Raw genomic sequence first — 25004 nt, forward strand, 5'->3', positions numbered from 1 at the left:
GGGCCACCTTGCCCTCGCTGACAGTCACAAACGTAGGCAACCGATGGGTTCCCTCGGAAGGGTGAACAATTGCCAGTTATCCCTGAGCGTGAACAATCGGTCCGACCAGGGGGTTCCCAAAATCCGGGAGCGGTGGTGTCACGGCGGCGCTACGGTCCGGACATGCGTTTGGAACCCGTGACCGCGGACAACTACCGGGCCGTGATCGGCCTGGAGGTCCACGAAGACCAGCGGACGTTCGTCGCGACGAACCTCAAGTCGATCGCGGACGCCTGGATCCACCGCCCGAAGTTGCAGCCGCTTGCCCTGTTCAGCGGAGCGGAGCTGGTGGGCTTCACCCTCCTCGAACGGGACAGACCCGACGAGCTGCACATCGTCCGGTTCATGATCGACCGGCGCGCCCAGGGCCGCGGGCTCGGCCGCAAGGGCCTGGCCGCGATCGCCGACGTGGCACGTGCCGAGGGCCGTACCGAGCTGGTGCTGAGCGTCGTGCCGGGCAACGCGGTGGCCCGCGGCCTGTACGCGGCGTTCGGTTTCGCCGACACCGGCGAGGTGGACGAGGGCGAGCTGGTGATGCGCCACCACCTCGCCCCGTCGACTCACCTCGCCGACCAGCACGTCACCGGTTCAGTTCACCGGGTCGGCGACCAGTAGAGGAGCCCTCCGCCCCACGGCAGTGGTGTCGCCTCGCGCAGGAGCTCGGCGTGCACCTGGGCCGGGGTGGCCGTGGTGTTGTTCTGGAGGTACCGGACGGCGACGCCGCTGACGAAGCCGGTCGCCATGGACGTGCCGCTGAGCGTGTTGGTGGCGGTGTCACTGGTGTGCCACGCCGAGGTGATGCCGACGCCCGGCGCGTACAGGTCCACGCCGGTGCCGTAGTTGGAGAACGACGCCCTGGCGTCGGTCTGGGTGGTCGCGCCGGAGGTGACGGCCTCGACGACCCGAGCCGGCGAGACGTTGGCGACGCTGCCGTTGCTGCCGCCGGCGGTGACCGACGCGGTGATGCCCGCGGCGATCAACCGGCGCACCGCGTCGTCCAGCGCGACGGACGCCGAGCCGCCGAGGCTGAAGTTGGCCACGGCGGGACGGCGCGCGTTCACCCGCACCCAGTCCACGCCCGCGATGACACCGGAGGTGGTGCCGCTGCCGGAGCCGTTGAGCACGCGCACCCCGACCACCCGCACGCCCTTGGCCACGCCGTACGTGGTGCCGGCGATGATGCCGGCGACGTGGGTGCCGTGCCCGTTGTCGTCCTGGGCGACGGAGTCGTTGTCGACGGCGTCGTAGCCGTGGACGGCACGTCCGCTGAACTGGGTGTGCGTGGTCCGGATGCCGGTGTCGATCACGTACGCGGTGACGCCGGTGCCGAGGGAGGTGTAGTTGTAGGTGGTGCTCAGCGGCAGGGCGCGCTGGTCGATCCGGTCCAGGCCCCAGGGCGCGTTGGGCTGGCTGGCGTTGGCGTGCACGACCTGGTCCTGCTCGACGTACTCGACGGCCGGGTCGGCGGCGAGCCGGCGGGCCTGCTGCGGGGTGAGCGACGCGGTGAAGCCGCCGAACGCGGCGAATCTCCGCGTCACCTGACCTTGGAGCCGGCTTTCGACGGCACCGGCTGTGGTGAGGTCCTTGAGCTTGACGATGTAGCTGCCGGGCACGGCGGTGGGCGAGCCCGCGTGCAGGACGGCGCCCTCGGCGTGGGCGGGCGCGGCGAGCAGGGTGACGGTCAGGGCGGTGGCGGCGAGGCCCGGTAAGAGCTTGCGCATACGGCTTTCCTTTGCAGGGGAAGGGAACCCGGGCGCGGATCACGCGCCGGGGTTGCCAGTGTGCCGAACTCCGGTCGGGCCGTGGGCGCCGGACGGAGCAGTCGGTTCGGGGAACCACCCGCCAGGGGCACCGGCCCGCCCGCCCGCGACAACGTGATTGAGAAGTGATTCAACGCTGTGGATAAATGCTTTCGCCGGGGCCGTCGAAACGAGAAGCGATGACGCCCGCTTCGGCGGTAGATGTGTTCCACGTCACTGACCGCCTTGAGCCTATGGGCTGCTTCGACTACCGGAAAGGGACCAGATGTCCCAGCGTGGTGCGGTGATCGTGTGGTAGCCGACTCTTCACACCACTGCTGTTGATGAGAATTCAAACATTCCACAGCCCGCAGGATTTGCCGTCCGATTCGGTTAAATTCACGCCGGGAAACCCGATCGGCTGTACCGTCCTGGTGATTTCGCGCGATAACGTCGCTCGCCTTGTCCACCGGAGAACGGAGCGAAGATGCCTACGCCAGTCGTCGGACCGGAATCGCGGGTACGCGATCCCCGACGGATCGACGCGGGGTCCGACCCCTTCGCGGACGCATTGCGTGCGGCGATCCGAGCGAAAGGGCTCAGCCTGGAACGCATCCAGCACAAGCTGCGAGGGCGGGGCGTGGCGGTCAGCATCGCCGCGCTGAGCTACTGGCAGTCGGGCAGGCGGCGACCCGAGCGACCGGATTCGCTCACCGCTGTCAGCCACCTGGAGGAGATCCTGGACGTCGGCCCCGGCGGGCTCAGCACGCTGCTCGGACCGCCCCGGCCCCGAGGCAAGGCCCGTCCCCGGTCACGCGTGTCCGGCCCGGAGGGCTGGGTCGGCGAGAACGACTACGCGACCATCGCGGAGCTGCTGGCCGACGTCGACACCAGCACCGACCAGGACCTCACCCGGCTCAGCCTGCGCGACCAGGTGGAGCTGGCGATGGACGGCAGCACCCGCCGGGTGCGGTCGCGGCAGGTGCTGCGCGCCGAGCGGTCGGGCGTGGACCGGGTGCTGCTGGGCTACGACACCCGGCTGCCCGGTGACCCGCTGCCGGTCATCGGCACGCTGCGCTCGTGCAGACTGGGGAGGGTTTCCGCCGACCCGCGCAACGGATTGATGGTCGCCGAACTGCTGCTCGACCGCCCGTTGCGCCGAGGTGAGCGGACCGCCGTCGAGTACGAGCTGATCCACGTGGCACCGCACCACCCCACGTTCGACAACACGCACTCGCGGCGCTTCCGCCACCCCGTTCGCGAGTACGTCCTGGAGGTCCGCTACGACTCGCGGTGCCGACCCGCGCGTTGTGAACAATTCACGACCGGTTTGACCGGTGGAGAACCAACCGACGTACGCGAGACCCCGGTGGACACTTGGGGCTACGCGTACGCGGTCGCGCTCGACTTCGGTCCCGGCGTGGTCGGCCTGCGCTGGGAATGGACCTGATTCAATAGGAGCGCGGCAACTTCAACGTGTGCTGCGCCACGTAGTTCAGGATCATTTCCCGGCTGACCGGGGCGATTCGGGACAACCGGGACGCGGCCAGCATGGCGCCCAGTCCGTACTCGGACGACAGCCCGTTGCCACCGTGCACCTGGATGGCCTGGTCCACCGCCGCCGCCACCGCCTCCCCCGCCGCGTACTTGGCCATGTTGGCCGCTTCCCCGGCAGCCCGGTCCTCCCCAGCGTCGTAGAGAGCCGCGGCTTTCTGGGTCATCAGCCTCGCCAACTCGACCTGGATCGCGCACTGCGCCAACGGGTGCGCGAGGCCTTGGTGCGCGCCGATCGGCGTATCCCAGACGGTCCTGGTGCGGGCGTACTCGGCCGCCAGGTCGAGTGCGCGGCGGGCCATGCCGGTGGCGAAGGACGCCGCCATGATCCGCTCCGGGTTGAGTCCGGCGAACAGCTGGGCCAGGCCCGCGTCCTCGGTGCCGACCAGCGCGTCCAGTGGCAGGCGCACGTCGTCGAAGAAGCAGGTGAACTGCTTCTCCGGCGACAGCACTTCCATCGGGATGTGCCGGTAGGTGAAGCCGGGCGCGTTCGTCGGCACGATCATCAACGACGGCAGCAGCCGTTGGCCCGTCGCGTCGACATGCCGGGCCACCACAAGAACGGCCTCGACTTCGTCCACACCGGAGATGTAGTACTTGCCGCCGTTGAGGACCCACTCGTCGCCGTCGCGGTGGATGGCGGTGGTGAGCTTGTGCGAGTTGGAGCCCGCGTCCGGCTCGGTGATGGCGAACCCCATCTTGGTGGTGCCGTCGGCGAACCCCGGCAGCCACCGCTGCTTCTGCTCGTCGGTGCCGAAGCGGGCGATCACCGTGGCGCAGATGGCGGGCGAGACGACGGTCAGCAATAACGGGCAGCCGGCCGTCGCCAACTCCTCGCACACGGCGGCCAGGTCACCGATCCCACCGCCACCACCGCCGTACTCCTCGGGCACGGCCACGCCGAGGTAGCCCAGCTTGCCCGCCTCGGCCCACAGCTCGTCGGTCTTCTCCCCCGCCCGCGCCTTGGCGGTGAAGTACTCGTGGCCGTACTTGCGGGCCATGTCGGCGACGGCCTTGCGCAGCGCCCGCCGCTCCTCACTCTCGGTGAAGTTGATCATCACACCGCAGCCCCTTCACTCGACCCCGCAAGCGGGTCTTCGGCTACTACCGCGAGCACATCGCCCGCATCCACCTGCTGACCCGCCTGCACGAGCACTTCCACCACCGTGCCGCCGGCCGCCGACGGCACCCGGTGCTCCATCTTCATCGCTTCCAGCACGAACAGTTCCGCCCTCGGCTCCACGCGCTGCCCCGGCTCGACCGCGACCCGGACCACGGTGCCGGGCATCGGTGCGACGGTGGCGCCCTCGGCGACCTTGGCCGCAGGCTCCGGGAACCGCGGCCGGAGCTTGAGCGACACCGCGCCCACCTCCACCCGGTCTCCGTACACCGCGACCGGGAACGTGGTGCGCACCCCGCCCCGCTCCACCGTCACCTCTGTCGGCGACGCCGCCACGACCGTCAGGTCCAGGCTCGTCTCCACGCCCGCGCGGGTGTGGCGGTAGTCGACCTCCACCGTGTCGCCGCCGTGCTCGAACACGGTCTTCTGCGGCTGGGACGGGAGGTTCCGCCAGCCCAGCGGGAGGGAGGCCAGTGGGAGTGAGCCGCGGCGGCGTTCGGCCAACGCGAGCGCGGCGGCCAACGCGGCGGGCCGCACGTCTGCGTCGGGCGGGGTTGTCAGCGCGTGTTCGTCGAGGAACCCGGTGTGGGTGTTGCCCGCGCCGAACTCCGGGTGCCGCAGCGTGCGCACCAGCAGGTCCCGGTTGGTGACCAGACCGTGCAGTTCGGTGCGCTCCAGCGCGGCGGCGAGCTTGCGGATCGCCGCGTGCCGGGTCGGCGCCCACGCGATGACCTTGGCCAGCATGGGGTCGTAGTGCACCCCGACTTCGGTGCCGTCCTCCACACCGCTGTCCACGCGCACCCCGTCCGGCACGGCGAACCGGTGCACGGTGCCGCTCGCCGGCCGCCAGTCGTGCGCCGGGTCTTCGGCGTACAGCCGGGCTTCGATCGCGTGGCCGTTCGGTGTCGGCGGTTCCCCGTGGAGCCGCGCGCCTTCGGCGATCGCGAGCTGCCAGGCCACCAGGTCGACGCCGAACACCTCCTCGGTGACCGGGTGCTCGACCTGGAGCCGGGTGTTGACCTCCAGGAAGTGGAACGAGCCGTCGTCGGTGAACAGGAACTCCACCGTGCCGGCCCCGACGTACCCGATCGCCTCGGCGGCCTTGGTCGCCGCGTCGAACAGCCGCGCACGCGCCTGCGGCGTGACGGCCGGGCTGGGCGTCTCCTCGATGATCTTCTGGTGCCGGCGCTGGATGGAGCACTCCCGCTCCCCCAACGCCCACACCGTGCCGTGCGCGTCGGCCAGGACCTGCACCTCGACGTGCCGTGCGTGCTCCAGCAACGGCTCGCAGAACACCGTGCCGTCGCCGAACGCCGACTCGGCCTCGCGACGGGCCGCCGCGACCTGCCCGGCCAACTCGGCCGCGGACCGCACCACCCGCATCCCCCGGCCACCGCCACCCGCGGATGCCTTGACCAGCAGCGGGAACTCCCGGGCCGACTCCGGGTCAAATTCCGGCAGCACCGGCACGCCGGCGGCGGCCATCCGCTTCTTGGCCGCGACCTTGGAGCCCATCGCATCGATGACCTCCGGGTCCGGCCCGACCCACGTCAACCCGGCGGCCTGCACGGCACGCGCGAAGGAGGCGTTCTCGGACAGGAACCCGTAGCCCGGGTGCACCGCATCCGCACCGGCCGCGAGCGCCGCCGCCACCAACGCGTCACCACGCAGGTAGGTCCCGCTCGGCGCGTCCCCCGGCAGCCGCACCGCCGCGTCGGCCTCCCGGACGTGCGGCGCGTGCTCGTCGGGGTCGGAGAACACCGCCACCGGCGAGACCCCGACCTCCCGGCACGTCCGGATCACCCGACGCGCGATCTCGCCCCGGTTGGCGATCAACAGCTTGCGGATCATCGCGTCCTCACATCCGGAAGACGCCGTAGCCCTCGGCGCCCTTGATCGGTCCACTGTGGATCGCCGACAGGCAGAGCCCGAGCACGGTTCTGGTGTCGCGCGGGTCGATCACGCCGTCGTCGTAGAGCCTGCCGGACAGGAAGGCGGCCAACGACTGCTGCTCGATCTGCCCCTCCACCATCTGCCGCATGGCCGCGTCGTGCTCCTCGTCGTAGTCCTGCCCCTTCGCGGCGGCGGCCTGCCGCGCCACGATCGACAGCACGCCGGCGAGCTGTTTGGGCCCCATCACCGCCGATTTGGCGTTGGGCCAGGTGAACAGGAACCTCGGGTCGTACGCCCGGCCGCACATGCCGTAGTTGCCCGCGCCGTAGGACGCGCCCATCACCACGGTCAGGTGCGGCACCCGGCTGTTGGCCACCGCGTTGATCATCATCGCGCCGTGCTTGATGATGCCGCCCTGCTCGTACTGCGCGCCGACCATGTACCCGGTGGTGTTCTGGAGGAACAGCAACGGCGTGTCACTGGCGTTGGCCAGCTGGATGAACTGCGTGGCCTTCTGCGCCTCCGCGCTGAACAGCACACCGCGCGCGTTGGCCAGCACGCCGATCGGATAGCCGTGCAGGTCGGCCCACCCGGTGACCAGACTGGTGCCGTAGTCCGGCTTGAACTCGTCGAACCGGGAGCCGTCCACGATCCGGGCGATCACCTCGCGCGGGTCGAACGGCACGCGCAGGTCCGTCGGCACCAGACCCAGCAGGCCGTCCTCGTCGTACAACGGCGGCTCCACCGGCTTGGGCGCGGGACCGAGCTTGCGCCGGTTGAGCCGGGCGACCACCCGCCGGGTGAGCCGGATCGCGTCCACCTCGTCCTCCGCCACGAAATCGGCCAGCCCGGACGTGGTGCCGTGCATCCGCGCGCCGCCCAGCGACTCGTCGTCGGACTCCTCACCGGTGGCCATCTTCACCAGCGGCGGACCACCGAGGAACACCTTCGACCGTTCCTCGATCATCACCACGTAGTCCGACATGCCGGGCACGTACGCGCCGCCCGCGGTGGCGTTGCCGAACACCGTGCTGATGGTCGGGACACCGGCCGCGGACAGCCGGGTCAGGTCGCGGAACGCCCGGCCGCCGGGGATGAAGATCTCGCTCTGGCTCGGCAGGTCCGCACCACCGGACTCGACCAGCCCGATCAACGGCAGCCGGTTCTGCAACGCGATGTCGTTGGCGCGGAACGTCTTTCTCAGCGTCCACGGATTGCTCGCCCCACCGCGCACGGTCGGGTCGTTGGCGACGATCACGCACTCGACGCCCTCCACCACCCCGATCCCGGTGACCACACTCGCGCCCACCGGGTAGTCGGTGCCCCACGCCGCCAACGGCGACAGCTCCAGGAACGGGCTGTCCTGGTCGACCAGCAGCTCTATCCGCTCCCGCACCAGCAGCTTGCCGCGCTTGTGGTGCCGCTCGGCGTACTTCGCGCCGCCGCCCGCCAGTGCCTTGGCCTGCTCGGCGTCCAACTCGGCCAACCTGGCCAGCAACGCCTCCCGGTTCCCGGCGTACTCGGGCGACCGGCCGTCCACCACCGTCCGCAAGATCGTCATCCCGTGTACCTCAATCGCTTCGCCGCCAGCTCGGTCAACACCTCGGTCGCGCCGCCCCCGATACCGAGGATTCGCGCGTCTCTGTAGTGTCGTTCGACCTCCATAACGCGCGTGTAACCAGCGCCGCCGTGCAGCTGGACCGCAGCGTCCACAACGAACGAACACGCCTCCACGGCCGCGTTCTTCGCGAAGCAGACCTGAGCGGCGACCTCTAGACCCTGCAACACCTTCACCGCCACCTCGCGCGTGTACGTGCGGGCGAGGTCGATGCGTTGTGCCATCTCCACCAGCCGGTGACTGACCACCTGCCGCGCGATGAGCGGCTTGCCGAACGTCTCGCGTTGCCGCGTGTACGCCACCGTCAAGTCCAGACAGCGCTGAGCCGTCGCGTACGCCTCCACGGCCATCGAGATCCGCTCCACCTGGAACTGCCGCATGATCAGCGCGAACCCGGTGTTCTCCAGCCCGACCAGGTTGGCCACCGGCACCCGTGCATCTACAAAGGACAGATCGGCCGTGTCCGAGCAGTGCCAGCCCATCTTCTCCAGTCGACGGTCCACGGTGAACCCGGGCGTGCCCTTCTCGATCACCAGCAGACTCACGCCCCGGTGACCGGGACCACCGGTGCGCACGGCCGTGGTGACGAAGTCCGCCCGGTCACCCGAGGTGATGAACGTCTTCGACCCGTTCACCACGTAGTGGTCACCTTCACGCCGAGCGGTGGTCCGCAGGGCGGCCACGTCCGAGCCACCACCGGGTTCCGTGACCGCGAGGGCCCCGATCAGCTCACCGTCCAACGTAGGCCGCACGAACCGGTCGATCAGCCTCTCGTCACCCGAGTCCACGATGTGCGGCAATGCGATGCCGTGCGTCATCAACCCGGCGACCAGCCCGGACGAGCCACCGGCCTGGATCAGCTCCTCGGTCACCACGACGGTGTCGAGCAGATCGCCCGCGCCGCCGACGGCCTCCGGGAAACCGACGCCAAGCAGCCCGATCTCCGCCGCCTTCCGGTGCAGCTCACGCGGCAGTTCCCCGGCCCGCTCCCAGTCCGACAGGTGCGGCACGACCTCCTGCTCGGTGAACTTCCGCACGGTGGCCCGGAGGTCCCGCCGCTCCGGCGTCTCGAACAGCTCGGACGTCGTGTTCACAGCAACGCCTCCGGGATCTCCACGTGACGGGAGCGCAGCCACTCCCCCAGCGCCTTGGCCTGCGGGTCGAAGCGGGTGGACGAAGCCACGCCGTCGCCGAGCAGGCCGTGCAGCACGAAGTTCAGCGCCTTGAGGTTCGGCAGCTCGTACCGGTCGACCTCGCCCGCCTCGGGCAGCAGTTCCTTCACCCGTTCGACGGTGAGTTCGCCACGCAACCACTCGTACTGAGCGTCCGTGCGCACCCACACCCCGAGGTTGGCGTCACCACCCTTGTCCCCCGAGCGCGCGCCCGCGATCGTGCCCAAAGGGATTCGACGCAGTGGAACCTTTTTCGGGGAAACCCTCTTCGAGACAGGCCTCATACCTCGACCACCTCCCCGTCCGGCAGCACGGCCCGGTGCCGCACCGACGTCCGCGGCACGTACGCGGCCCGGTAGACGCCGAACGGCGTGCCGTCGCCGGGCGGCGCGGTGACGTGGAAGCCCGGGTAGGACGCCAACGCCAGCTCGATGCCCGCCCGCGAGAACGCCTTGGCCCGCTTGGCGTCCGGCGTCTTGATGGTGACGTGCAGCAGCGCGCTCGCCGTCTCCTCGGTGTCCGCGTCGGCGTGTTCGGTGCGCGCCAGCGTCCACGTCAGGTCGCCGTCACCGATGGCCTGTTCGAGCTGGTGGCGGACCAGGTCCGCCTTGGCCTCGATGTCCAGCCCCGTCAGCACGAACGTCGTCGAGTTGCGAAACCCGCCGAGCGTGTTGAGGCAGACCTTGAGCGTGTCGGGCGGCGGCGAGCCCTTCACCCCGGAGATCCGGACGCCCCGGTCGTGCGGGTCGAGCCGGATGGTGTCGAAGTGGCTGACCACGTCCGGGCCGAGGTAGGCGGGCGCGCCGATCTCGTAGAGCAGCTGGGCGGTGACGGTGTCCACGGTGACCGCGCCGCCCGTGCCGTCGTGCTTGGTGATGACCGACGAGCCGTCGGCCTCGATCTCCGCGACGGGGAACCCGGGCCTGGTCGCGTCGATCTCGGTGAAGAACGAGTAGTTGCCGCCGGTGGCCTGCGTGCCGCACTCCAGCACGTGACCGGCGACCGTCGCGCCGGCCAGGGCGTCCCAGTCCTCGTGGCCCCAGCCGAAGTGCGCCGCCGCCGGCCCGACGACCAACGACGCGTCGGTGACGCGCCCGGTGACCACGACGTCCGCCCCGGCGGCGAGGCACTCGGCGATGCCCCACGCGCCGAGGTAGGCGTTGGCGGTCAACGCCTCCGGGAACCGTTCGCGCAGGTCGTCGCCGGTCACGTAGGCGACCTTCGCGCCGAGGCCGAGCTTGTCGACCGCCTCGGCCAGCCCTTCCGGGTTCAGCCCGCCTGCGTTGGAGACGATCTTGACACCGCGTTCCAGCGCCTCGGCCAGGTTCTCTTCGAGCTGGCGCAGGAACGTGCGGGCGTAGCCGAGGTTCGCGTCCTTCATCCGGTCGCGACCCAGGATGAGCATGGTCAGCTCGGCCAGGTAGTCGCCGGTGAGCACGTCCAGTTCCCCGCCGGCCAGCATCTCGCGGACGGCGGAGAACCGGTCACCGTAGAACCCCGAGGCGTTGCCGATGCGGATCACCGCTGCCCTTTCCCGCGCCCCGCGCCGGGAGGACCGGCGAACGCCTGCGCGATGGGCAGCCAGGCGTTGGCGGTGTCCCCGACCGCGGTCACGGTCAGGTCGTTGCGGTGCCGTCGCTGGGTGGCCAGCAGGCAGAAGTCCAACGCGGGGCCGGTGATGCGGTCCTCGGCGTCCTCCGGGCCCCACGTCCACAGCTCGCCCTGCGGCCCGGTCAGCTCCACCCGGACCGGCACCTCCGGCACGGCCAGGCCGTTGACCAGGAACGCGTAGCCGAACGCACGAACCGCGATGTGCGCGACGTGCTTGAGCCGGTGGGTCGGCTCACGGGTCACCTCGAGCGCGTCGGCGACGTCCTGGCCATGCGCCCACGTCTCCATCAGCCGGGCGGTGGCCATGGACGCCGGGCTCATCGGCGGCCCGAACCACGGCACCTTCACGCCGGGCGGCACCTCCTGGAGGGCTTGGGCCAGCTCCGCGCGGCCGGCACGCCAGTCCGACAGCCTGACCCGCTCCCGCGCGCCTTCGTCCACCATGTCCGGCGTGGCCTGCTTCAACGCCTCGGCGAACGCGGCCGGGTCGCGGATGGCAAGCGTGGCCATGCGGTCGGTCCACCGCAGGTGGCTGATCTGGTTCGCGATCGTCCAGCCCTCGGCGGGCGTGGGGATGGTCCAGTCGAACAGCGGCGAGACCAGATCGTCCAGTTCCTGGCTCTCGGCGCGCAGGTCGTTCAGGATTTCGGTGATCACAGCGAGTCCTCCAGCAGTTGAGCCCAGTGCCGGATGATCCTCTTACGCCGTTTGGTGTCGTCGGTCAGCTGGTTGGCCAGGGCCAAACCGCGCACCAGGTCCATGGTGATCTGCACGGCTTCGCGGACGCCCGGCTTGGTCTCGTCGGCGTTGAGCAGGTCGACGGCCAAGCGGTGCGTCTCGCGGCCCAGGCGGACCTCCAGCGGCACCACCACGGTCTTCAGGTCGGGATCGGTGCGTGCGGCGACCCACAGTTCGAGGGCTGCGGTGAACAGGTCGCTGGCGTAGAAGTCGGCGATCAGCTCGACCACCGCGGTGATCCGATTCTTCGACGAGCTCCCGTTGACCTGCCGCGCGCGTTCCTTGAGGTGCAGGACGCTCTCCACCCCGAGGTGCTCGACCGCGGCGGCGACGAGTTCACCGCGGGTGCGGAAGTGGTGCAGCTGAGCGCCCCGGGACACGCCCGCGCGCTCGGCCACCACCGTCGTCGTCGTGCCCACCCAGCCGCGTTCGACCAGGCAGTCGACCGTCGCCTCCATGAGCTTGCGCCGGGTCTCCCGGCTGCGGTCGGCCTGGCGCCGGGTCTCCCTGGTTTCGGTGGCCATGCGGCCGAGTGTTCCGGGCCACTAACAAACAGTCAAGACTGATTGTTAGTGGCCCGGACGTCTACCACCCGCCTTGGACCATGGTCTGGAACAGCCACTTGCCGTCGGTCTTCACCAGCAGGTCCCCGTACCGCACGACCTGCGAGAACTCGCCCACCGTGATGGTCGCGTCGGTGACCACGAACACCAGGTTGGCGTTGATGAAGACCGGCGTCCGGACCGACTCCATCTGCACGTCACCCTCACCGAGGTTCGCCGCCATGTCCTGCAGGAACCGTTCCCGGTCCCACGACTGCACCGACCCGTCGGTAACCGCGTTGACCGGGAACATCGTCAGCCCGGCCATCGCCTCGACGTCCTTGGCCACCGCCAGGGCATCCCACTGTTCGAACCACGCGAGCACGCCCGCCACGTCTTCGTCGGTCGGCACGAACCCAGCTCCACTACCCGGCACGGCACTCATGTCGTACATTGTACCGTACGCCGTACGCCAGACTGCGACCGGCCACCCGACCAGCAGTTTTGCCCCTGCGGTTCCCTCAGGCCGTGCGTTATGCGGGACTAGAGGAGGGTCAGTTGTTCTTGCGCTACGGGGGTGGGTGGGGTTGAGGCGGGGAGGCTGCCTTCGGGCCACAGGCCCTCTTCATCGCCGGGGATGCCTGCGGCTTCGCGTTTGCCGTGTGCGTCCAGGCTGTGGCGGGCCAAGAGTGGCTGGACGCGGGCGGCCAGGCGGCGGCGGTAGTGGGTGTCCACGTAGGACCCGCGGGAGTAGAGCTTGCGGTAGTTGTCGGCCAGGTCCGGGCGTTCCCGCACCAGCCACCGGGCGAACCACTCGCGCGCGCCCGGTCGCAGGTGCAGTGGCATGACGGTGACGCCGGTGGCGCCCGCCGACGCGATCGACGCCAGCAGCGCGTCCAGCTGCTCCTCCGAGTCGGTCAACCCCGGCAGCACCGGCGCGACGAACACCCCGCACGGCAGGCCCGCGTCGCGGATTCGGCGCACCAGATCCAACCGCGCCTGCGGACTCGGGGTACCGGGCTCCAGGCCGGATTGCAGCTCCCGGTCCAGTAATGCGAGCGACACACCGATGCCCACCGACACCGAAGACGCGGCCTCCGCCAACAGCGGGAGGTCCCGTGCCAGCACGGTGCCCTTGGTGAGGATCGAGAACGGCGTGCCCGAGTCGGCCAGTGCCCGGATGATGCCCGGCATCAACGCGTACCGGCCCTCGGCCCGCTGGTACGGGTCGGTGTTCGTGCCCATCGCCACGTGCTCGCGCTGCCACTTCCGCGACCGGAGCTGGGCCTTGAGCACCTCCACCGCGTTGACCTTCACCACCACCTGGGTGTCGAAGTCACGGCCCGCGTCCAGGTCCAGGTAGGTGTGCGTGTTGCGGGCGAAGCAGTTGTGGCTGACCAGACCGTTGGCCACGAAATCGCCGGTGCCCGTGGTGATGTCGTACAGCGTCCGCGTCACGCCCAGCGACTCCACCGACACCACCGACAGCCGGGACGTCACGGGCACCGCCATGCCCTCCACCGCGTTGCCGCGCGGGATCGCCGGACCCACCAGGTGCAGGAAGCGCAGCCGCTCGACCAGCCCGCCGATGATTCGCACCCCGCGCACCTCGACCACGTGCGACACGCGCAGCCGCGTCAACGCCAGCACCGCCGCCTCGAACACCACGCTGTCCGAACTGGACATCACCAGCTGACCGCCGGTGGAGCTGCCGCGCGCGTCGAACAGGCCCGCCAGGAACCCCTTCGACCACTCCTCCCCCGGCGTCGTCGGCCACTCCACCAGCTCGTTCTCCCGGGGCAGCCGACCGCCGGCGAACTCGCGCACCCGCGCCAGCACGTCCGGGTGGCTGGGCAGCCCGCCGCGCACCACGCCCCACAGGTAGCCGGTGCGGTACTCGTCGTCCTGCGCGGGCGGTGTGGCGAACCGACCCGTTCCGACCAGCTGCGCGCCCTTGACCAGGAACGGCCGCTCCTCGAAATCGTCGCAACGGCCGGGCGTGACGTGCTTCCAGCCCTCGTCGGTGAGGAACCTGTGGTCGCCGCCGGCCACCACCCGGGTGCCGTCGCTCAACGTCAGCTGGTACGCGGGCTTGGCTGTCTTCCAGTGCGCCTGCACGCGCGTGACCACGAACCGGCCCTCCGACGTGCCGAACACCTCCTCGCCCAGGGACAGCTCGGCGATGGGTTTGGTGCGGCCGTCGGCCAGCAGCACGGGCGTGTCACCGGTCAGGCAGTACGTGCAGCCGTGCGTGCAGCCGCGGTAGGGGTTGATCGTCCAGCCGAACGGCAGCCCGCCGCCCGGCACCCGGTTCAACACGGACTTGGCGTTCACCTCGTGGAACACGACGTCGGCGAAGTCGGGAGTTCGTACGCTGCGAACCAGCCCCGGCAACCCCGGCAGAGCCTGCTGCCGATCAGCCCCGTCCTTCTGTCCGTCCCATCGCATGTCCACATTCGAACACGTGTTCGAACTATGGTCAATCGGAGTGCCTGTGTCAGTGCTGGACGTCATCCTGTGGCCCTTCACCACCACCGCCCTGACCTTCGCCGGTGCCACCACGAGCTGGGGCGAGGTGGCCGGTTTCGTCACCGGCGCGCTCTGCGTGTGGCTGGTGGCCAAGCAGAACCCGTTGAACTGGCCGATCGGCATCCTCAACAACCTCGCCTTCCTGGTGCTGTTCGCGACCAGCGGCCTGTTCGCCGATTCGGGCCTTCAGGTCGTCTACATCGCACTGGCGTTGTACGGCTGGTGGGCCTGGCTGCGCGGCGGCGCCGAACACTCCGCCCTGCACGTCAGCCGGACCACCCGCGCGCAGTGGCAGTGGCTGCTCGCGGCCGGTGTGGCGGGCACCCTGCTGCTGGTGTGGGTGCTCACCTCGTTCACCACCTCGACGGTGCCCTGGGCGGACTCCGTGACCACTGTGCTCTCGCTGCTGGCCACGTGGGGCCAGACCCGCAAGAAGGTCGAGTGCTGGTGGCTGTGGATCGCCGCGGACGTGATCTACGTTCCGTTGTACGCCTACAAGGACCTGTGGCTGACCGCGATCCTCTACGTCGGCTTCATGGCTCTGTGCGTGCTCGGGCTGCGCAACTGGACGAAGGCGCTGCGCGACGACCTGCGTGACGAACTGGTCGTCGCGTGACCGACTTCGACCACGCGTTGGTGCTCGGCAAGTTCTACCCGCCGCACGCCGGTCACCACCACCTCATCCGCACCGCCGCCGCCCGCAGCCGGCGGACCACGGTGACCGTGCTGGCGTCGGCCGTGGAGTCCATCCCGGTCGCGGACCGGGTCGCGTGGCTGCGCGCCGAGCACGCGGAGACGCCCGGTCTCGTCGTGCTCGGCGACGTCGACGACCACGAGATGGACTTCCACAGCGACACCGTGTGGGAGTTGCACATGGGCGTGGCACGGGCCGTACTCGCGCGGCGGGCCATCCTGGACGGAGACCCCGCGTCGGCGGCGATCGACGCGGTGTTCTCCAGCGAGCGCTACGGCGACGAGATGGCCAAACGGCTGGGCGCCCGGCACGTCCTGGTCGACCTGGACCGCGGCACGCACCCCGTGTCGGGCACCGCGGTCCGGGCCGATCCGCGCGGCCAGTGGGCACACCTCGCGCCGGCGACCCGGGTGGGGCTGTGCGCGCGGATCGTGGTGCTCGGGGCGGAGAGCACGGGCACCACGACGCTGTCGCGTGACCTCGCGGCCGCACTGGGCGCGCCCTGGGTGCCCGAATACGGCCGCGCGCACACCGAGCTCAAGCTGGCCGCCGCCCGCGCGTTCGACCCGGACGCGACCATCGACAGTCTGGTGTGGACGGTCGGCGACTTCCAGGACGTGGCGCGCAGGCAACGGGAGCTCGCCGACGCCGCCGTGGACGGCCCGGTCCTGGTGTGCGACAACGACCCGTGGGCCGCCACCGTCTGGGGTCACCGGTACCTGGGCGCGCCACACCCGGACATCGCGCCGGACGCCCACCGCCCCGCCCTGTACCTGCTGACCGATCACGTCGGCGTGCCGTTCGAGCAGGACGGGTGGCGGGACGGCGAGCACCTGCGCGCGTGGATGACGGCCCGGTTCCAGGCCGGACTGGCCGCGCGGGGCGTGCCGTGGCGGCTGGTCACCGGGTCCGCGGACCAGCGGCTGCGGCAGGCCCTGGCGGCCTGCGAGGAGGCGGTGGCCCGGCACTTCCGGTTCACCCACCCGCTCGGGTAGCTTTCATCCCGAAATCCGCACCTAACCGTCCGGAATGCGGACGCGTTGGGCCGATCGGGCACTATTAGCACCGTGCACGCCAAGGACCTGATCGCCGCACACGGCCACGGACACGGGCACGGCCCCGCCGAACCGGCCTCCAAGCCGGTCCGCAAGCTGCTGCTGGTCCTGCTGCTGCCGTTCGTGCTGGCGACCGTCGTGGGCACGCTGGTGCTGTACCCGTTCGGGCACGAGCAGGCCACCGGCGCCGCGGCCGGGCTGGCGCAGGTGCCGGTGCGCGGCGACGTGACCGCCGTGGTCCAGGGCGGGTGCGGGCCGGACGCGACCGTTCCGGGCGCCACCGGCTGCGTGCTGGTGACCGTGCGGATGAGCGACGGCGCGGCGGCCGGACGGGACATCCGCGTCCCGGTGCCGGACCAGCCGGGCACGCCGAAGTTCGCGGTCGGCGACGCGGTGGTGCTGTCCTACGGCGGCGGCGACCCGAACGAGAGCTCGTCGTACCAGCTGGCCGACTTCCAGCGCGGGGTGCCGTTGCTGCTGCTCGCCGTGCTGTTCGCGGCGGCCGTGCTGCTGTTGGGGCGCTGGCAGGGGTTGGCCGCGCTGGGCGCGCTGGTGCTGAGCTTCGTGGTGCTGGTGCTGTTCGTGCTGCCCGCGATCCTGGCCGGGGAGAACCCGCTGACCGTGGCCGTGGTCGGCGCGGGGCTGATCATGTTCATCGTGCTGTACCTGACGCACGGGCTGTCCGCCCGGACGTCCACGGCGGTGCTGGGGACGTTGACGAGCCTGGGGCTGATCGGCGTGCTGGGCGCGGTGTTCTCCGCGGCCGGCAAGCTGACCGGGCTCGACCCGGACACCGCGAACCTGGTGTCGCTGCTCGGGCACGGCATCGACACCCGCGGGCTGCTGCTGGCGGGCACGATCATCGGCGCGCTGGGCGTGCTGGACGACGTGACCGTGACGCAGACGAGTGCGGTGTGGGAGCTGCGGCGGGCCAACCCGGCGCTCGGGTTCCGCGAGCTGTACGCGGCAGGGTCGCGGATCGGCCGCGACCACCTGTCGTCCGTGGTGAACACGCTGGTCATGGCGTACGCGGGCGCGGCGCTGCCGTTGCTGCTGGCGTTCTCGCTGTCCGGGCGGACGCTGGGCGAGATCCTCACCGCCCAGGACGTGGCGCAGGAGGTGGTGCGGACGCTGGTGGGCAGCATCGGCCTGGTGGCCGCCGTGCCGATCACCACCGCTCTGGCCGCGTTCGTGGCCGGCCGCGAACCCGTGCCGGCCACCGAGGAACCCTCGCCCGACCCCGCCACCCCCGACCCCGCCACCTCCGACCCCGCCGCCGCCTCCGACCCGACGTGGCGCAAGCGCGTGACCGGCGACCTGCGCACCGGCTACGACCCGGCCAAGGGCCCGTGGCGCCGCCCTACCGGGCCAGCAGGACCAGCGACAACGCGATCGCGGCGGGCACGGACTGCACGAGGAGAATCCGACGACTGACCGTCGCCGCGCCGTACAGCCCCGCCACGATCACGCAGATCAGGAAGAACACCGCGAACGCGAACCCGGTCGCGCCCCGGGCGATCAACGCGAAGATCAGACCGGCCGCGAGGAACCCGTTGTACAACCCCTGGTTGGCCGCCAGCACCTTCGACTCGGCGGCGAACTCCTCCGTGGTGCCGAACGTCGCCCGGCCGCGCGGGGTGTTCCAGAGGAACATCTCCAGCACGACGATGTAGAGGTGGATGGCCGCGACGAGCGCGGTGAGGACATCTGCGGCGATCTGCACGACTGTGCAGCGTAGCCACCCTGGATAATCATCGGCGTGGGACGGATCCGGAAAGCCGACGAGACCATCAGCCGGGAGGTCGACTCGGGCATCGCGGAGTTGGTCCCCGACCCCGACGTGTCCAGGGCGTGGATGCTGCGCCTGAACGGCACGCCGCAGTCCCACGTCGACCTGGACGACCCGACCCACCTGGAGTTCGAGTACCTGCGCAGACTCGGCCACGTCGCCGACCTGATCGCACCGGGCAGCGACCCGATCCGGGCCCTGCACCTGGGCGGCGGCGCGCTCACCCTGCCCCGGTACATCGCGACCACGCGGCCGCGGTCCAGCCAGCAGGTGGTGGAGATCGACGCGGCGTTGATCGACCTGGTCCGCGGCATCCTCCCGCTGGACCGGAACTGGCGGCTGCGCATCCGCAACGGCGACGCGCGGGCCGTGCTGGAGAAGGCGCCGGAGGCCGCGTTCGACCTGGTCGTGACGGACGTGTTCGCCGGCGCCCGGACGCCCGCGCACCTGACGTCGGTCGAGTTCGTGGCGCTGGCGTCGCGCACCCTGCGCCCGGACGGCGTCTACACGGCGAACATCGGCGATGGCGGCAAGCTGGCGTTCGCCAAGGCCCAGGCCGCCACGGTCCGGGCCGTGTTCCCGCACGTGTGCGTGCTGGCCGAGCCCGCGGTGTTCCGGGGAAGGCGCTTCGGCAACTTCGTGCTCGTCGGCTCGCACGTGGAGCTGCCGGTGGCGGCCCTGACCAGGCTCACCGCCGGCGACCCGTTCCCGGGGCGCGTCGAACACGACGACTCCCTGATCCGGTTCATCGGCGGAGCGCCACCGACGACGGACGCGACGGCCACCCAGTCACCCCCGCCACCCAAGGGCACATGGGGCCTGCCCGACGAGTGACCCCCCGCCGTACCCGGTCAGGTCCGGTCGGGGCTGTCTAGTCCAAGCTGGAGACGAACCGGGAGATGGCCTCGGGGGTCAGCTTCTGGGCCAGGCGGCCCGTCGGGGCCATCGAGCCCAGCTTGTAGAGCGGGCGGTCGGCGGCGGCCAGGCCGCGGGCCTCGGCGCGGAGTTGGGCGATGAGCAGCTCGGAGAACACCAGACCCGGCGCGTCGCCCCGGCCGGCGAGCGCGTCGGCCACCTTGCGCAGCCCCAGGACGCCCTGCTCCCGCCCACCCGTGCCCGCGTAGATCGCCAACGCCAGGTTGATCGCCTTGCCGCCACCCCGCACGAACAGGCCCACGGTCCGGGTGCCGCGCATGTCCGTGACCAGCAGGTCCAGCTGGTCGGCCGTGTGCAGGTCCACCGAACGCGTGCCGAAGGCGCGCACGGACAGCACGTGACCTTCCAGCCACACCCGCCGCCGCGCCTCCGACCACGCCAACATCAACAACGGCACGGCGAACACCGCCGCCGTCACCAGACCGGCGGTCCGCCCCGCGAGCAGCCCCAGCAACCCGCCGAACGCGGCGGCGACGATCAGCGCGCCGATGGCCACCGTCCGCGCGCGCCGACGCACCGCCTTCGGGTCGAGCAGGTCAAGGGCAGTCCGCTCGCTCACCGGCCCAACGCCTCCAGCACCGAGATCACCACGTCGTCCAGCGGCACGGAACGCTGGTCACCCGACGCCAACTCCTTGACCTGCACGACCCCGGCCTCGATGTCCCGCTCGCCCAGTACCAGCGCGAACCGCGCGCCCGACCGGTCGGCGCCCTTCATCGCGCCCTTGAGCCCCTTGCCGCCGTAAGCGAGGTCGAACCGCACACCGGCCGCCCGCAACGGCGCCGACAACGCGACCAGCCGCGCCTTGGCCGCCTCGCCCAACGGCACGCCGTACACGTCGCACCGCGTCGGGTCACCCGGCGACACGCCCTCGACCTGGCACGCCAGCAGCGCCCGGTCCACCCCGAGGCCGAACCCGACCCCGGACAGCGGCTGCCCGCCCAACTGCTCCATCAACCCGTCGTAACGCCCGCCGCCGCCGATACCGGACTGCGCGCCCAACCCGTCGTGCACGAACTCGAACGTCGTCTTCGTGTAGTAGTCCAGGCCGCGCACCATCCGCGGGTTCTCCGCGAACTTCACGCCCAGGTCGCCGAGATACCCCTTGACCTGCTCGTAGTGGGCCAGCGACTCGGCCGACAGGTTGTCCACCATCAGCGGCGCGTCGGCGACCAGCTCCCGCACCTCGGGCCGCTTGTCGTCCAGCACCCGCAACGGGTTGAGCGCCGCCCGCCGCCGCGTCTCCTCGTCCAACGGCAGCCCCGCCAGGAACGCCTGCAACTTCTCCCGGTACTGCGGACGGCAGGTGGCGTCGCCCAGCGACGTCAGCTCCAACCGGAACCCGGTCAGCCCCAACGCCCGGAACCCGGCGTCGGCGACCGCGATGACCTCGGCGTCCAACGCCGGGTCGTCCACGCCGACCGCCTCGATGCCGACCTGGTGGAACTGCCGGTACCGCCCGGCCTGGGGCTGCTCGGCGCGGAAGAACTGCCCCGCGTAGGCGAGTTTCACCGGCAGCTGGCCGCGGTCGAGGCCGTGCTCGATGACCGCGCGCATCACGCCCGCCGTGCCCTCGGGCCGCAGTGTGATGGACCGGCCGCCGCGGTCGGTGAACGTGTACATCTCCTTGCTGACCACGTCGGTCGACTCGCCGACACCGCGCGCGAACAGCGCGGTGTCCTCGAAGACGGGCAGCTCGATGTAGCCGTAGCCCGCACGGCGCGCGGACTCCACGAGCGTGTCGCGGACAGCCAGGAACGAGGCGGAGGTCGGCGGGAAGTAGTCGGGGACGCCCTTGGGCGCCGCGAAAGTCGTCACGGTTCTACAGTCCTCGGTGCGGTGCGGCCGGCGCGTCGGGCGAACCCAGTTCCAGCAGGAACGGGTTGCCCGCGCGCTCGCGGCCGATGGTCGTCGTGGGCCCGTGGCCGGGCAGCACCACCGTGTCGTCGGCCAACGTCAACACCTTGGTGCGCAGCGACGTCAGCATCTCGCGGTGGTTGCCACCAGGCAGGTCGGTGCGTCCGATGGAGCCGGCGAAGAGGGTGTCGCCGGACAGCACGAGCCGTCCGCCCTCCTCGGTGCCGGCGCGGAACATCACCGACCCGCCGGTATGGCCCGGTGTGTGGTCGACGGTCAGCCGGAGACCGGCCAGGTCCAGCTCGGCGCCGTCGGCCAGTTCGCGCACCTCGCGCGGCTCCCGCATCTCCAGGTTGCCGCCGAAGAAGGCCCTCGACTCGGCGCTGATGCCCTTGAGCGGGTCGGACAGCAGCACGCGGTCGTCGGGGTGGATCCACGCCGGGATGTCGTTGCCGTCGCAGACGGGTGCGACGGAGAACGAGTGGTCGAAGTGCCCGTGCGTCAGCAGCACCGCCACCGGGGAGAGCCGGTGCTCGCGCAGCGCCTCGGCGATCGGCTCGGCCGCGTCCTGGCCGGGATCGACGACCACGCACGCCCCGCCCGCGCCCGTGGCCAGCACGAAGCAGTTGGCCTGGAGGGCGCCGGTGGGGAACCCGATCACGAGCACGGGAGCACCTCTCGACGGCAACGGATCTACAACGGATCCCTGTGGACCCCTCAACCAGCCTATCCGGCATACACCAGTCACATACCTGCCCCCTAGACTGCTGACCGATCGTCGCCGTCGACGCAGAGATCAGGGAGGTTGCAGGTGCCGACCAACGTGCAGCGCCGCGAGCAGGCCAAGCGGAAGCTGGAGCGCCAGCTCGTCCGCAGGGCGGAGCGCGCGAAGCGGCGCCGGGTGATCGCTGTGGTCGCGACGGCGCTCACCGTCGTCGTGGTCGCGGGCGGTGTGTACTGGTTCGCCACGACCGACTTCAGCAGCACCGGGGACGACGCGGCCGCCGCCTCGACCCCTCCGTCGGCCTCGAACGACGCCCCGGCGGCCATCCCGACCGAGCTGCACCCGGCGATCAAGCGCCCCACGCCGCTCGGCGCGCAGGTGTCGTGCGAGTACCCGGCCGGCCAGGAGCAGGCGAGCAAAGAGGTCAAGGCCCCCGAGGCCGGCCAGGTCTCCGCCGAGGGCACCGTGAGCGCGACGCTCGGCACCTCGATCGGCGACCTCAAGCTGACCCTCGACCGCACGCTCGCGCCGTGCGCGGTGAACAGCTTCGTCAGCCTCATCCAGCAGGGATATTTCAACGACACCACCTGCCACCGCCTGACCACCTCCGGCATCCAGGTGCTCCAGTGCGGCGACCCGAGTGCCACGGGCAGTGGCGGCCCGGGCTACAGCTTCAAGGACGAGGTGTTCCCGGAGCTGACCTACGGCCGCGGTGTGCTGGCGATGGCCAACTCGGGCCCGGACACCAACGGCAGCCAGTTCTTCATCGTCTACGGCGACGGCCAGAACCTGGAGCCGAAGTACACGGTGTTCGGCACCGTGGACGAGGAAAGCCTGAAGAAGGTCGACGAGGTCGCGAAGGCCGGCACGGAAAGCGGCACGGGCGACGGCAAGCCGAAGACCCCGGTCGACATCAAGACCGCCGCCGTCGCCTAGAGGCCGACACCTCGTCCCTCACGGACACGCAGGGGCCCGGCACTCGGGAGAGGAGTGCCGGGCCCCTGCGTCTTCCCCGTCTGTCCGTGAGGACGACATGCCGGATAGTGACACCAGCCCCTGACGTTTCGCTGACGCGACCCGCGCTAGGACGCCGACGTCACCCGGTACACGTCGTACACGCCCTCCACGCTGCGCACCGCCTTGAGCACGTGGCCGAGGTGCTTCGGGTCGCCCATCTCGAACGAGAACCGGCTCACCGCGACCCGGTCCCGTGACGTGGTCACCGACGCCGACAGGATGTTGACCTTCTCGTCGGCCAGCACCTTCGTCACGTCGGACAGCAGCCGGTGCCGGTCCAGCGCCTCGACCTGGATCGCCACCAGGAACACCGAGGACGATGACGGCGCCCACTCGACGTCCAGCAGCCGTTCCGGCGTCTTCAGCAGCTCGTCCGCGTTGGTGCAGTCGGTCCGGTGCACGGACACCCCACCACCACGGGTCACGAAGCCGAGGATGTCGTCACCGGGCACGGGCGTGCAGCAGCGGGCCAGCTTGACCCACACGTCGGCCGCGTCCTTGACGATGACACCGGCGTCACCGGTGACCCGCCGCCTGGCCACGGTGGACGGCGTGGACCGCTCGGCCAGCTCCTCCTCGGCGTGCTCGACACCGCCGAGCTGCGCGACCAGCCGCTGCACCACGTGCCGGGCGGAGGTGTGCCCCTCCCCCACGGCCGCGTACAGCGCGGACACGTCGGGGTAGTGCAGTTCCTTCGACAGCGCACCCATCGAATTGGCCGACACCAGCCGCTGCAGCGGCAGCCCGACCCGCCGGACCTCCTTGGCGATGGCGTCCTTGCCGACCTCGACGGCCTCTTCCTTGCGCTCCTTCGCGAACCACTGCTTGATCTTCGCCTTGGCCCTCGGCGAGGCCGCGAAGGTCAGCCAGTCGCGGGACGGGCCCGCGCCTTCCGCCTTCGACGTGAAGATCTCGATGACCTCGCCGTTTTCGAGCTTGCGCTCCAGCGCGACCAGCCGCCCGTTCACCCGGGCGCCGATGCACCGGTGCCCGACCTCGGTGTGCACGGCGTAGGCGAAGTCGACCGGCGTGGACCCGGTCGGCAACGTCACCACGTCGCCCTTGGGCGTGAACACGAAGATCTCCCGCGCGGCCAGGTCGAACCGCAGCGACTCCAGGAACTCGCCGGGGTCGGCGGCCTCCCGCTGCCAGTCCAGCAGCTGCCGCATCCAGGCCATCTCGTCGACTTCGACGCCCTTGCCGTTGTGCGTGCCGCGCGTCTCCTTGTACCGCCAGTGCGCCGCGATGCCGTACTCGGCGGTGCGGTGCATGTCGTAGGTCCGGATCTGCACTTCCAGCGGCTTGCCGTCCGGCCCGATGACCGTCGTGTGCAGCGACTGGTACACCCCGAACCGGGGCTGCGCGATGTAGTCCTTGAACCGGCCGGGCATGGGCTGCCACAGCGCGTGCACCACGCCCATCGCCGCGTAGCAGTCGCGGACCTCGTCCACCTGGATGCGCACGCCGACCAGGTCGTGGATGTCGTCGAAGTCCCGGCCGCGCACGATCATCTTCTGGTGGATCGAGTAGTAGTGCTTGGGCCGGCCCTCGACCTTGGCGGTGATCCGGGCCGCCTCCAACTGCTGCCCCAGCTCCGTGATCACCCCGCCCAGGTACGTGTCGCGGGACGGCGCGCGGTTGGCCACCAGCCGCACGATCTCGTCGTACTTCTTCGGCTGGAGGATCGCGAACGCCAGGTCCTCCAGCTCCCACTTCACCGTCGCCATGCCCAGGCGGTGCGCGAGGGGCGCGAGGACCTCCAGCGTCTCGCGCGCCTTGCGGGCCTGCTTCTCCGGCGGCAGGAACCGCATGGTGCGCATGTTGTGCAGCCGGTCGGCGAGCTTGATGACCAGCACCCGGGGGTCCTTGGCCATCGCGATGACCATCTTGCGGATGGTCTCGGCCTCGGCCGCCGCGCCCAGCTTGACCTTGTCCAGCTTGGTCACGCCGTCCACCAGCAGCGCGACCTCGTTGCCGAAGTCGACCCGCAGCTGGTCCAGCGAGTAGTCGGTGTCCTCGACCGTGTCGTGCAGCAGGGCCGCGACCAGCGTGGTCGTGTCCATGCCCAGCTCGGCCAGGATCGTCGCCACCGCGAGCGGGTGCGTGATGTACGGGTCGCCGGACTTGCGCCGCTGCGGCCGGTGCTTCTCCTCCGCCACGTCGTAGGCGTGCTGGAGCAGCGCCAGGTCGGCCTTGGGGTGCAGGTCGCAGTGGACGGCGGCCAGCGGTTCGAGCACCTGCTTGACCGGCGCTGCGCGCTGGGCGGTAATCCGACGTGCCAGCCGCGCGCGCACACGCCTCGTCGCCGACGGCGGCCGTGCGGGCACGGGCTGCGACGTCTGGGCGGGTTCGGTGTCCTGGCTCAACCACGCTCCTC

The 25004-nt window shown here is 70.7% G+C and carries 21 protein-coding genes and 1 pseudogene; 7 read left to right on the forward strand and 15 right to left on the reverse strand.

What is annotated here, in order from left to right; all coding sequences use genetic code 11:
- Positions 1 to 162 precede the first annotated feature (162 nt).
- On the forward strand, positions 163 to 654 hold the full coding sequence (locus ALI22I_RS45990) for a GNAT family N-acetyltransferase (RefSeq protein WP_077011811.1): 492 nt from the start codon (positions 163 to 165) through the stop codon (positions 652 to 654).
- Here the strand turns inward: ALI22I_RS45990 and ALI22I_RS45995 are convergent.
- A complete protein-coding gene (locus tag ALI22I_RS45995) occupies positions 633 to 1760 on the reverse strand; it encodes a S8 family peptidase (RefSeq protein ID WP_077011812.1) in 1128 nt (375 codons plus the stop codon). The genes ALI22I_RS45990 and ALI22I_RS45995 overlap by 22 nt on opposite strands.
- A 505-nt stretch (positions 1761 to 2265) precedes the next feature.
- Here ALI22I_RS45995 and ALI22I_RS46000 point away from each other — a divergent pair.
- A complete protein-coding gene (locus ALI22I_RS46000) occupies positions 2266 to 3228 on the forward strand; it encodes a helix-turn-helix domain-containing protein (protein WP_077011813.1) in 963 nt (320 codons plus the stop codon).
- Between the two features lies 1 nt (position 3229).
- Here ALI22I_RS46000 and ALI22I_RS46005 read toward each other — a convergent pair whose 3' ends face one another.
- The 9 genes and pseudogenes from ALI22I_RS46005 to ALI22I_RS46045 all read right to left on the reverse strand — a co-directional run bounded on the left by ALI22I_RS46005 (position 3230) and on the right by ALI22I_RS46045 (position 14474).
- The gene (locus ALI22I_RS46005) at positions 3230 to 4387 is read right to left on the reverse strand and encodes an acyl-CoA dehydrogenase family protein (RefSeq protein WP_077012120.1); all 1158 of its coding nucleotides are present in this window, start codon (positions 4385 to 4387) and stop codon (positions 3230 to 3232) included.
- A gap of 2 nt (positions 4388 to 4389) precedes the next feature.
- Entirely contained in the window at positions 4390 to 6303 is a 1914-nt protein-coding gene (locus ALI22I_RS46010) for an ATP-binding protein (RefSeq protein WP_077011814.1), read from the reverse strand.
- A 7-nt stretch (positions 6304 to 6310) separates the two neighbouring features.
- Positions 6311 to 7906 carry an acyl-CoA carboxylase subunit beta gene (locus ALI22I_RS46015; RefSeq protein ID WP_077011815.1) on the reverse strand — a complete coding sequence of 532 codons (1596 nt, stop codon included), beginning with the start codon at positions 7904 to 7906 and terminating at the stop codon, positions 6311 to 6313.
- Positions 7903 to 9057, reverse strand: a complete 1155-nt coding sequence (locus tag ALI22I_RS46020; RefSeq protein ID WP_077011816.1) for an acyl-CoA dehydrogenase family protein — start codon at positions 9055 to 9057, stop codon at positions 7903 to 7905. Before ALI22I_RS46020 ends, ALI22I_RS46015 begins: the two co-directional genes overlap by 4 nt.
- Positions 9054 to 10597 (reverse strand): annotated as a pseudogene (locus ALI22I_RS46025) (acyclic terpene utilization AtuA family protein). The gene ALI22I_RS46020 and the pseudogene ALI22I_RS46025 overlap by 4 nt, the downstream one beginning before the upstream one ends.
- A gap of 56 nt (positions 10598 to 10653) precedes the next feature.
- Positions 10654 to 11403 (reverse strand): TIGR03084 family metal-binding protein, encoded by a 750-nt coding sequence (locus ALI22I_RS46030; RefSeq protein ID WP_083752503.1) that lies wholly within the window; start codon positions 11401 to 11403, stop codon positions 10654 to 10656.
- Entirely contained in the window at positions 11400 to 12008 is a 609-nt protein-coding gene (locus ALI22I_RS46035) for a TetR/AcrR family transcriptional regulator (protein ID WP_077011818.1), read from the reverse strand. The genes ALI22I_RS46030 and ALI22I_RS46035 overlap by 4 nt, the downstream gene beginning before the upstream one ends.
- 61 nt (positions 12009 to 12069) lie before the next feature.
- Positions 12070 to 12471, reverse strand: a complete 402-nt coding sequence (locus ALI22I_RS46040; RefSeq protein WP_143532785.1) for a nuclear transport factor 2 family protein — start codon at positions 12469 to 12471, stop codon at positions 12070 to 12072.
- A 98-nt stretch (positions 12472 to 12569) separates the two neighbouring features.
- The gene (locus tag ALI22I_RS46045) at positions 12570 to 14474 is read right to left on the reverse strand and encodes an intein-containing Rv2578c family radical SAM protein (protein WP_179118570.1); all 1905 of its coding nucleotides are present in this window, start codon (positions 14472 to 14474) and stop codon (positions 12570 to 12572) included.
- Between the two features lie 40 nt (positions 14475 to 14514).
- Here ALI22I_RS46045 and pnuC point away from each other — a divergent pair, with 40 nt between their 5' ends.
- The 3 genes from pnuC to ALI22I_RS46060 all read left to right on the forward strand — a co-directional run bounded on the left by pnuC (position 14515) and on the right by ALI22I_RS46060 (position 17738).
- Positions 14515 to 15171, forward strand: coding sequence for a nicotinamide riboside transporter PnuC (gene pnuC, locus ALI22I_RS46050; RefSeq protein ID WP_238598911.1), 657 nt, complete (start codon positions 14515 to 14517; stop codon positions 15169 to 15171).
- Positions 15168 to 16244 (forward strand): AAA family ATPase, encoded by a 1077-nt coding sequence (locus ALI22I_RS46055; RefSeq protein ID WP_077011822.1) that lies wholly within the window; start codon positions 15168 to 15170, stop codon positions 16242 to 16244. Before pnuC ends, ALI22I_RS46055 begins: the two co-directional genes overlap by 4 nt.
- Before the next feature lie 63 nt (positions 16245 to 16307).
- A complete protein-coding gene (locus tag ALI22I_RS46060) occupies positions 16308 to 17738 on the forward strand; it encodes a YibE/F family protein (RefSeq protein WP_083752546.1) in 1431 nt (476 codons plus the stop codon).
- Here the strand turns inward: ALI22I_RS46060 and ALI22I_RS46065 are convergent.
- On the reverse strand, positions 17665 to 18027 hold the full coding sequence (locus tag ALI22I_RS46065) for a DUF1304 domain-containing protein (RefSeq protein ID WP_077011823.1): 363 nt from the start codon (positions 18025 to 18027) through the stop codon (positions 17665 to 17667). The genes ALI22I_RS46060 and ALI22I_RS46065 overlap by 74 nt on opposite strands.
- A 36-nt stretch (positions 18028 to 18063) precedes the next feature.
- Between ALI22I_RS46065 and ALI22I_RS46070 the strand changes: the two genes are divergently transcribed.
- Entirely contained in the window at positions 18064 to 18927 is an 864-nt protein-coding gene (locus ALI22I_RS46070) for a spermidine synthase (protein WP_077011824.1), read from the forward strand.
- Between the two features lie 37 nt (positions 18928 to 18964).
- On the opposite strand, the gene ALI22I_RS46075 is transcribed toward ALI22I_RS46070, so the two are convergent.
- The 3 genes from ALI22I_RS46075 to ALI22I_RS46085 are packed head-to-tail and all read right to left on the reverse strand — an operon-like array spanning position 18965 to position 21553.
- On the reverse strand, positions 18965 to 19588 hold the full coding sequence (locus ALI22I_RS46075; RefSeq protein WP_077011825.1) for a hypothetical protein: 624 nt from the start codon (positions 19586 to 19588) through the stop codon (positions 18965 to 18967).
- Positions 19585 to 20847: a histidine--tRNA ligase gene (gene hisS / locus ALI22I_RS46080; protein ID WP_077011826.1), complete on the reverse strand. Its 1263-nt coding sequence runs from the start codon at positions 20845 to 20847 to the stop codon at positions 19585 to 19587. The genes ALI22I_RS46075 and hisS overlap by 4 nt, the downstream gene beginning before the upstream one ends.
- 4 nt (positions 20848 to 20851) lie before the next feature.
- Positions 20852 to 21553 (reverse strand): MBL fold metallo-hydrolase, encoded by a 702-nt coding sequence (locus ALI22I_RS46085; protein WP_077011827.1) that lies wholly within the window; start codon positions 21551 to 21553, stop codon positions 20852 to 20854.
- 144 nt (positions 21554 to 21697) lie between these two features.
- Between ALI22I_RS46085 and ALI22I_RS46090 the strand changes: the two genes are divergently transcribed.
- Positions 21698 to 22546, forward strand: a complete 849-nt coding sequence (locus tag ALI22I_RS46090) for a peptidylprolyl isomerase (RefSeq protein ID WP_077011828.1) — start codon at positions 21698 to 21700, stop codon at positions 22544 to 22546.
- A gap of 146 nt (positions 22547 to 22692) precedes the next feature.
- Here the strand turns inward: ALI22I_RS46090 and ALI22I_RS46095 are convergent, their stop codons facing one another.
- On the reverse strand, positions 22693 to 24993 hold the full coding sequence (locus ALI22I_RS46095) for a RelA/SpoT family protein (RefSeq protein ID WP_077011829.1): 2301 nt from the start codon (positions 24991 to 24993) through the stop codon (positions 22693 to 22695).
- Between the last annotated feature and the right edge of the window lie 11 nt (positions 24994 to 25004).

It is taken from the genome of Saccharothrix sp. ALI-22-I, assembly GCF_001984175.1.
GTDB lineage: Bacteria > Actinomycetota > Actinomycetes > Mycobacteriales > Pseudonocardiaceae > Actinosynnema.

Excerpts from the sequence above, each read along its gene's own strand:
- ALI22I_RS45990 (WP_077011811.1), top strand. The coding sequence starts at position 163 with ATGCGTTTGGAACCCGTGACCGCGGACAACTACCGGGCCGTGATCGGC.
- ALI22I_RS45995 (WP_077011812.1), bottom strand. The coding sequence starts at position 1,760 with ATGCGCAAGCTCTTACCGGGCCTCGCCGCCACCGCCCTGACCGTCACC.
- ALI22I_RS46000 (WP_077011813.1), top strand. The coding sequence starts at position 2,266 with ATGCCTACGCCAGTCGTCGGACCGGAATCGCGGGTACGCGATCCCCGA.
- ALI22I_RS46010 (WP_077011814.1), bottom strand. The coding sequence starts at position 6,303 with ATGATCCGCAAGCTGTTGATCGCCAACCGGGGCGAGATCGCGCGTCGG.
- ALI22I_RS46015 (WP_077011815.1), bottom strand. The coding sequence starts at position 7,906 with ATGACGATCTTGCGGACGGTGGTGGACGGCCGGTCGCCCGAGTACGCC.
- ALI22I_RS46035 (WP_077011818.1), bottom strand. The coding sequence starts at position 12,008 with ATGGCCACCGAAACCAGGGAGACCCGGCGCCAGGCCGACCGCAGCCGG.
- ALI22I_RS46040 (WP_143532785.1), bottom strand. The coding sequence starts at position 12,471 with ATGAGTGCCGTGCCGGGTAGTGGAGCTGGGTTCGTGCCGACCGACGAA.
- ALI22I_RS46045 (WP_179118570.1), bottom strand. The coding sequence starts at position 14,474 with ATGCGATGGGACGGACAGAAGGACGGGGCTGATCGGCAGCAGGCTCTG.